The sequence below is a fragment of the Streptococcus infantis genome (assembly GCF_019929575.1).
Classification (GTDB): Bacteria; Bacillota; Bacilli; order Lactobacillales; family Streptococcaceae; genus Streptococcus; species Streptococcus infantis_L.
The window spans coordinates 1-7,391 of sequence record NZ_JAHZPU010000044.1 but is presented as its reverse complement, the minus strand read 5'-3'; the positions used below and the strand labels follow the sequence as shown (position 1 = coordinate 7,391).

General features: G+C 38.7%; 5 protein-coding genes. All 5 read left to right on the top strand.

Annotation, left to right across the window (positions count from 1 at the left end):
• Window positions 1–380: 380 nt before the first annotated feature.
• Window positions 381–1,787, top strand: coding sequence for a 6-phospho-beta-galactosidase (gene lacG, locus K1I67_RS09285; protein WP_223339709.1), 1,407 nt, complete (start codon window positions 381–383; stop codon window positions 1,785–1,787).
• Window positions 1,788–1,829: 42 nt separating this feature from the next.
• Complete coding sequence (locus K1I67_RS09280; RefSeq protein WP_223339708.1) at window positions 1,830–2,084, top strand: DUF3884 family protein; 255 nt, start codon at window positions 1,830–1,832, stop codon at window positions 2,082–2,084.
• A 310-nt stretch (window positions 2,085–2,394) separates the two neighbouring features.
• A complete protein-coding gene (locus K1I67_RS09275; protein WP_223339707.1) occupies window positions 2,395–4,899 on the top strand; it encodes a pneumococcal-type histidine triad protein in 2,505 nt (834 codons plus the stop codon).
• 164 nt (window positions 4,900–5,063) lie between these two features.
• A complete protein-coding gene (locus K1I67_RS09270; protein ID WP_223339706.1) occupies window positions 5,064–5,993 on the top strand; it encodes a metal ABC transporter solute-binding protein, Zn/Mn family in 930 nt (309 codons plus the stop codon).
• Between the two features lie 7 nt (window positions 5,994–6,000).
• The coding region (locus K1I67_RS09265) for a pneumococcal-type histidine triad protein (RefSeq protein WP_223339705.1) at window positions 6,001–7,391 on the top strand (1,391 nt) is incomplete at its 3' end.

The following is a 7,391-nucleotide window of genomic DNA, read 5'->3' as shown; positions in this document are numbered from 1 at the left end:
TCAAAACGTGTTCAAGCTTTACTGAATGATATCGATAATTGTATGACGCAGTGGTTGATTGATATCTTTGTTCGCTCTTTGCTCCAAAGATATCTAATCAACTGTGCGGGGGTGGGAAGACGAACTCTTTATAACTAGTGAGAGTTCTTTCCCACTCCCTAATCGCCTTGTTAATTCGTCGGTAAAAAATTATCGTTTTTACCTTCTCATGTCACAATTCGATTGATGACAGGGACTGTGAATAGTCTTCTGGTTCTATATTTGTTTCCCCCTTATGCCACAAATTAGTGGCCTAATGAAGAAGTGAGATGGAGAAGGGTACCTCACTAACTCCTCTCCGCTCGCTTTTCATTTTATCCAATCAAGAAATAGGTGAAAAAATGACAAAAACACTTCCTAAAGATTTTATATTTGGTGGCGCTACAGCTGCCTATCAAGCAGAAGGAGCTACCCATACTGATGGAAAAGGTCCTGTTGCTTGGGATAAATATCTAGCTGATAACTACTGGTACACAGCTGAACCTGCTAGTGATTTCTACCATAAATATCCAGTAGACCTACAATTAGCTGAAGAATACGGCGTTAATGGTATCCGTATTTCTATTGCTTGGTCACGTATTTTTCCAACTGGCTATGGTGAAGTCAATGCTAAAGGGGTAGAGTTTTATCATAATTTATTTGCTGAATGTCATAAACGTCATGTAGAACCTTTTGTAACCCTTCATCACTTTGATACACCTGAAGCTCTACACTCAAACGGAGACTTCTTAAATCGTGAAAACATTGAACATTTTGTAAATTATGCTGCCTTCTGCTTCGAAGAATTTCCAGAAGTTAACTATTGGACTACCTTCAATGAAATCGGCCCTATCGGAGATGGTCAATACTTGGTCGGTAAATTCCCACCAGGTATTCAATATGACCTTGCTAAAGTCTTCCAATCACATCACAATATGATGGTTTCACATGCCCGTGCTGTCAAGCTATATAAAGATAAAGGCTATAAAGGTGAAATTGGTGTCGTTCATGCTTTGCCAACCAAATATCCATATGATCCAGAAAATCCTGCAGATGTTCGTGCAGCTGAGTTAGAAGATATTATCCATAACAAATTTATCTTGGATGCGACTTACCTTGGACATTATTCTGAAAAGACTATGGAAGGAGTTAATCATATCTTAGCAATCAATGGTGGAAGTTTGAATCTTCGAGAGGAAGATTTCCAAGTATTGGAAGCAGCTAAAGATCTCAACGATTTCCTTGGTATCAATTACTACATGAGTGATTGGATGCAAGCATTTGATGGTGAAACAGAAATCATCCATAATGGTAAAGGGGAAAAAGGAAGCTCTAAATACCAAATTAAGGGTGTTGGTAGAAGAATTGCACCAGACTATGTTCCAAAAACTGACTGGGACTGGATCATCTATCCGCAAGGTTTGTATGATCAAATCATGCGTGTTAAGAAAGACTATCCAAACTACAAGAAAATCTACATCACTGAAAATGGTCTTGGTTACAAAGATGAGTTCGTTGATAACACAGTTTACGATGACGGTCGAATCGATTATGTTAAAAAGCATATGGAAGTTATTTCAGATGCCATTGCTGATGGAGCAGAAGTGAAAGGCTATTTCATTTGGTCACTCATGGACGTCTTCTCTTGGTCAAATGGTTATGAAAAACGCTATGGTCTCTTCTATGTGGACTTTGAAACGCAAGAACGCTATCCAAAGAAATCAGCTCATTGGTATAAGAAGTTGGCTGAAACCCAAGTGATTGAATAGTACTACTAGTCATTAGGTATAAAATTCAAGCGAGAAAAGTTTATGCTGAAAGATTTTATCAAATCAATCTATGAAAAAGTTTATATTATTAGCTTTGAACATTGCTCTCAGATACCATCCTTGACCAAGGAGCAACTTGCAAGTCTTGGAAAATGGTATGTCTCGACGGGCAGGCAGTGGATCTGTCACTCAGACTATGAACTTGAAGAATTTCAAAAGCTATTTTTAAATTTTGTCAACCCAGATGATAAGGATAACATTTCCTTTGATTCGGATTTTATGCCATTTCAACACTAAAATAATATAAAGAGGAATCTATCTCATACTCGGGATTATTCCTCTTTTTTATCTAGTTTTTACCAAAATATAAAAAATTTTCTTGACAGTTTATCTTATAGGAGTAAAATCTTAACTAGTTAAATAACCAGTTAAGTATATAAAGAGGTAACTCACTTGCTCAAATTTTGTTTGAAATATAGAAAAGAGAAGGAGGAGGTTTTAAAAGTGACTTATTTTTCTAAGTATATATTTAACTGGTTAAGGAAGTTTTTTTGGAAAAAGTGTAGTTCTTTCCTTAACGAATAAATGAAATAGAAAGTGTGTTTAGATGAAAATCAACAAAAAATATGTTCTTGGTTCAGTAGCTCTCTTAACATTAAGCCTTTCAAGTTATGGACTGGGGCGTTACCAAGCAGTACAGACTGGCAAAGAGTCTAATCGTGTGGCTTATATAGATGGAAATCAGGCTAGTACTAAGACCGAAAATTTGACGCCAGATGAAGTTAGTCAGCGAGAAGGAATCAATGCAGAACAGATAGTCGTTAAGATTACCGATCAAGGCTACGTAACTTCACATGGAGACCATTATCATTACTTTAATGGTAAGGTTCCTTATGACGCTATTATTAGTGAAGAACTCTTGATGAAAGATTCGAATTATCAACTTCGAAATGAGGATATTGTCAACGAAGTCAAGGGTGGCTATGTCATTAAGGTTGATGGTCGCTATTATGTATACCTCAAAGATGCTTCACATTCCGAAAATATTCGTAGTAAGGATGAGATCAATCGTCAGAAGCAGGAACATGGACATGGTGGCGGAGTAAAGGTTAGTAATGAAGTCGCTGTAGCAAGAACTCAGGGACGTTATACGACGGATGATGGTTATATTTTTAATGCTAGTGATATTATTGAGGACACGGGTGATGCTTACATCGTTCCACATGGCAATCATTTCCACTATATTCCTAAGAGTGACTTGTCTGCCAGTGAATTAGCTGCTGCTCAGGTCTTCTTAGCTGGGAAAAATCATAAGCTGGTTTCTCAACCGACTTATGTTCCTAATCCAACAACTCACCCAAGCATTTCAAATACTGACACGCCATCAATTCAAAGACAACCTAGTAGTTCCAGCTATAAGCCAGGAAAAGCTGAGGATTTGAATAGTCTTCTGCAAGAACTCTACTCTTTGCCTATCCAACAACGTCATGTGGAATCCGATGGTTTGCTCTTTGACCCTGCTCAAATCACGAAAAGAACAGCAAATGGGGTAGCAGTACCTCATGGGGACCACTATCATTTTATCCCTTATAGTCAAATGTCAGCTTTGGAAGAAAAGATAGCACGGATGATTCCTATCGGCAATCAAAAAACTATTTCCGTTCCTGGAGCTGCTAGTTTACGGCCAAATCCTCCATTAAAACCAGTCCCTAGGCCACTCTCAAATCCCCAACCCGCTCCAGCGCCACTACCTGACAATCATTCTAACGAGGAGCTTACTAAACAAGTAGTTAGAAAAGTTGGTCAGGGCTATGTCCTTGAAGATAAGGGAGTTTTACGTTATGTCTTGACGAAAGATTTGTCTAAAGAAAATCTTATAGCTTTTGAGAAAGAACTGAATAAGGTAGCTAAACCAACGCATACCTTGGCGAACAAGAAAAGCACAGTATCTCCTCGAGATCAGGAATTCTATGATAAGGCTTATAGTTTGTTGGAACAAACTCATAAGAATTTAATTGAAAACAAGGGACGCCCATCTGACTTCCAGACTTTGGATCAATTGCTAGTGAAATTAAATAATGACCATATAAACAAAATAGCTTTTGTAGATGATTTGCTTAAATTTATTGCGCCGATTAGTCATCCAGAACGTCTTGGTAAGCCAAACTCGCAAATTGAGTATGGTGATGAGGAAGTTCGAGTAGCCCAGCTAGCGGATAAGTACACAACATCGGATGGCTATATTTTTGATGCCCATGATATTATCAGTGATGAGGGAGATGCTTATGTAACACCACATATGAGGCATAGTCACTGGATAGGTAAGGATAGTTTGACTGAAGCAGAGAGGGCAGCTGCTCAGGCTTATGCCAAAGAGAAGAGATTGACGCCTCCTTCGACAGATAATCAGAACTCAACAAAACCGGAATCAAAAGGGGCAGAAGCTATCTATAATCGGGTAAAAGCTGAGAAGAAGGTACCGCTAGATCGCATGCCTTACAATCTACAGTATGCAGTTGATGTCAAAAATGGTAACTTGATTATCCCTCACTTTGATCATTACCATAACATAAAGTTTGAATGGTTTGATGAAGGGCTTTACGAAGCTCCTAAAGGCTATGCGCTCGAAGACCTTTTTGCGACTGTGAAGTACTATGTCGAGCATCCAAGCGAGCGTCCGCATTCGGATAGTGGTTGGGGAAATGCAAGTGACCATGTTCTAAGAAACCAAAATGGACAACAGGATCATTCGAATAATGAAAAACCAAATGAGGAGAAACCTCAGACAGAAAAAACTGAAGATGAAAAAACTCGTGAGGAGAAACCGCTAGCGGAAAAGCCAGAGGATACTAAACCAGCCGAAGAACCAGAAGAATCTCCAGAGGAACCAGAAGAACCACAGGTTGAGACTGAAAAGGTAGAAGCTAAACTCCAAGAAGCAGAGGACTTATTAAAGACTGTAACTGATGCAAGTCTTAAATCCAATGCTAGCGAAACCTTGGCTGGTTTACGGAATAATCTGACACTAGCTACTATGGACAATAATGGCATTATGGCTCAAGCTGAAAATCTATTAGCCTTGTTAAAAAATAGTAAGCCAAAAGCAAACTAAAACGATTAAAATTCGTGTGTTAAAAATAACCAGTGAGAACTGATCATGAAATCTAGTTCTCATTTTTTTTATGAAAATGTAGAAAAAATATTGACATTTTAAATTTTTAGGAGTAAAATGTTTACTAGTTAATTAAATGGTTAAATACTAGTTAAGGAGTTGTTATGAAAAAAAGAAGTATCCTATGGCTTGTGATTGCCTTCTTTGCTCTCGTTTTAGGAGCTTGTGGACAAAAGACCAGTCAGGACAAGAGTCATGAAACTAAGGGGATGAAGATTGTGACTAGTTTTTATCCTGTTTATGCCATGGTCAAAGAAGTTTCTGGCGACCTAAATGACGTTCGGATGATTCAGTCTAGTTCAGGTATCCATTCCTTTGAACCTTCTGCAAATGATATTGCAGCCATCTATGATGCCGATGTTTTCGTCTATCATTCCCATACCTTGGAATCATGGGCGGGAAGTTTGGATCCAAGCCTGCAAAAGTCCAAGGTAAAGGTCTTAGAAGCATCTGAAGGGATGACCTTGGAGCGCGTGCCTGGATTAGAAGATATGGAAGCTGGAGATGGGATTGATGAGAAGACCTTGTATGACCCTCACACCTGGCTTGATCCTGAAAAGGTTGCTGAAGAAGCACAGATTATTGCTGATAAGTTATCTGAATTAGACAGTGATAACAAGGATACCTATCAGAAAAACGCACAAAGTTTTAGTGCTAAAGCTCATGATTTGACCAAGAAATACCAACCCATCTTTGAAAAAGCTAATCAAAAAACTTTTGTAACCCAACACACGGCCTTTTCTTATTTAGCAAAACGATTTGGACTAAATCAGCTTGGGATTGCCGGTATTTCTCCAGATCAGGAACCAAGCCCAAGACAGTTAACCGAAATTCAGGAATTTGTTAAAACCTATAAGGTTAAAACGATTTTTACAGAGAGCAATGCTTCATCTAAGGTAGCGGACACTCTTGTCAAATCAACAGGTGTGAGTCTTAAAACCCTCAATCCTTTAGAGGCAGACCCACAAAATGACAAGTCCTACTTAGAAAATCTAGAAGAAAATATGGCTATCTTAGCTGAAGAATTGAAATGAGGAGATTATGAAGATTAATAAAAAATATCTAGCGGGATCTGCAGTGGTCCTTGCCTTAAGTGTCTGTGCTTATGCTTTAAATCAACATCAAGCACCTGAGAAAAAAGATGACAACCGTGTATCCTACGTTGATGGTAAAGAGTCTGAAGCTAAAAAGAATGAAACTCTTACACCAGACCAAGTTAGCAAGAAGGAAGGGATAGAAGCTGAACAGATTGTTACCAAAATCACTGAACAAGGTTATGTGACTTCCCACGGTGACCATTTCCATTATTATAATGGTAAGGTTCCTTATGATGCCATCTTTAGTGAAGAACTGGTTATGAAGGATCCAAACTATCAGTTGCGTGATCAAGATATTGTCAATGAGATTAAAGGTGGCTATATCATCAAAGTGGATGGCAAATACTATGTCTATCTAAAAGATGCAAGCCATGCTGATAATGTTCGTACCAAAGAGCAAATCGAGCAACAAAAACAAGAACATACATCAGATAGTGGCAGTACAAGTAAGGAAGTTCTTGTTGCCAGAGCACAAGGTAGATATACAACAGATGATGGTTATGTCTTTAATGCTGCAGATATCATAGAAGATACAGGTGATGCCTATATCGTTCCTCATGGTGGACATTATCACTACGTTCCAAAGAGTGCTCTATCTTCAAGTGAATTAGCAGCAGCTCAAGCCTATCTAGCTGGAAGAGGAAGTCAACCAAGCCTGACGGATTATAAACCAAATCCAAGTGTTACACCAAGTTCTCAAGCCGATAGCCCAGCAATAAACATCCCAGTAGATCAAGAGGATAGCCTCCAAAGTCTTCTCGCTCAGTTAAATGCTTTACCAGTTAGTCAACGCTATCAAGAATCTGATGGTTTGGTATTTGACCCAGCTAAAATTACTAGTCGTACACCATCAGGAGTTGCGATTCCACACGGTAATCACTACCATTTCATTCCTTATAGTAGTATGTCTGCTTTGGAGCAAAAAATTGCTCGTTTGATACCACTTGGAGGTGTTCTAACACCAACAAAACCGTTAGAAAATCAAAATAAACCAACAGTTCAGCATGACCATGAAAATGTAACTCATAACACTCATCATGAAGATGAACATGATCATGGATTTGCAGCTGAGCGTGTGATTAGAGAAGATGAGCAAGGTTTTGTAGTTTCACATGGAGACCATGCCCACTATTTCTTTAAAAAAGATTTGTCAGCAGAACAGATCAAGGCAGCTCAAGAGCATTTGCATGGGCATACCCAAACAGAAGTTCCAAAAGATAATCATAATACTCATAAAGAGGACCAAGCGAAACAGGAGCATCATGAAGATGAACATGATCATGGATTTGCAGCTGAGCGTGTGATTAGAGAAGATGAGCAAGGTTTTGTAGTTTC

Coding starts and splice junctions, on each gene's coding strand:
- lacG (WP_223339709.1), top strand. CDS start 381: ATGACAAAAACACTTCCTAAAGATTTTATATTTGGTGGCGCTACAGCT.
- K1I67_RS09280 (WP_223339708.1), top strand. CDS start 1,830: ATGCTGAAAGATTTTATCAAATCAATCTATGAAAAAGTTTATATTATT.
- K1I67_RS09275 (WP_223339707.1), top strand. CDS start 2,395: ATGAAAATCAACAAAAAATATGTTCTTGGTTCAGTAGCTCTCTTAACA.
- K1I67_RS09270 (WP_223339706.1), top strand. CDS start 5,064: ATGAAAAAAAGAAGTATCCTATGGCTTGTGATTGCCTTCTTTGCTCTC.